This is a genomic window from Microbispora sp. NBRC 16548, from assembly GCF_030268985.1.
In the GTDB taxonomy this organism is placed as follows: domain Bacteria; phylum Actinomycetota; class Actinomycetes; order Streptosporangiales; family Streptosporangiaceae; genus Microbispora; species Microbispora catharanthi.
The window spans coordinates 1-281 of record NZ_BSSF01000112.1 but is presented as its reverse complement, the minus strand read 5'-3'; the positions used below and the strand labels follow the sequence as shown (position 1 = coordinate 281).

At 66.2% G+C, this 281-nt stretch carries 1 pseudogene; it reads left to right on the top strand.

Annotated elements, in window-relative coordinates:
• A pseudogene (locus tag QSK36_RS43270) lies at nt 1–281 on the top strand (IS982 family transposase); the annotation flags it as partial.

Here is a 281-nt window from a genome sequence, read left to right as displayed (position 1 = left end):
CCCGGGCAGACCATCATCGCCGACATGCAGTACTACGGCCGCGACTTCGAACACACGCTGGCCGCCGCCGGGCTGCACCTGATGCGCAAGGCCCGCAAGGGTGAACCCCCGCGGGCCGGAACACCACCGTTCAAGCCCTTGCGCCAGATCATGCAGTCGATCAACCAGACCTTCAAGGGCCAGCTCGACCTAGAACGGCACGGTGGCCGCACCCCAGCAGGGGTGATCGCCCGTGTGGTCATCCGGATCCTGGCCCTGACCTGCGTGATCTGGCACAACGA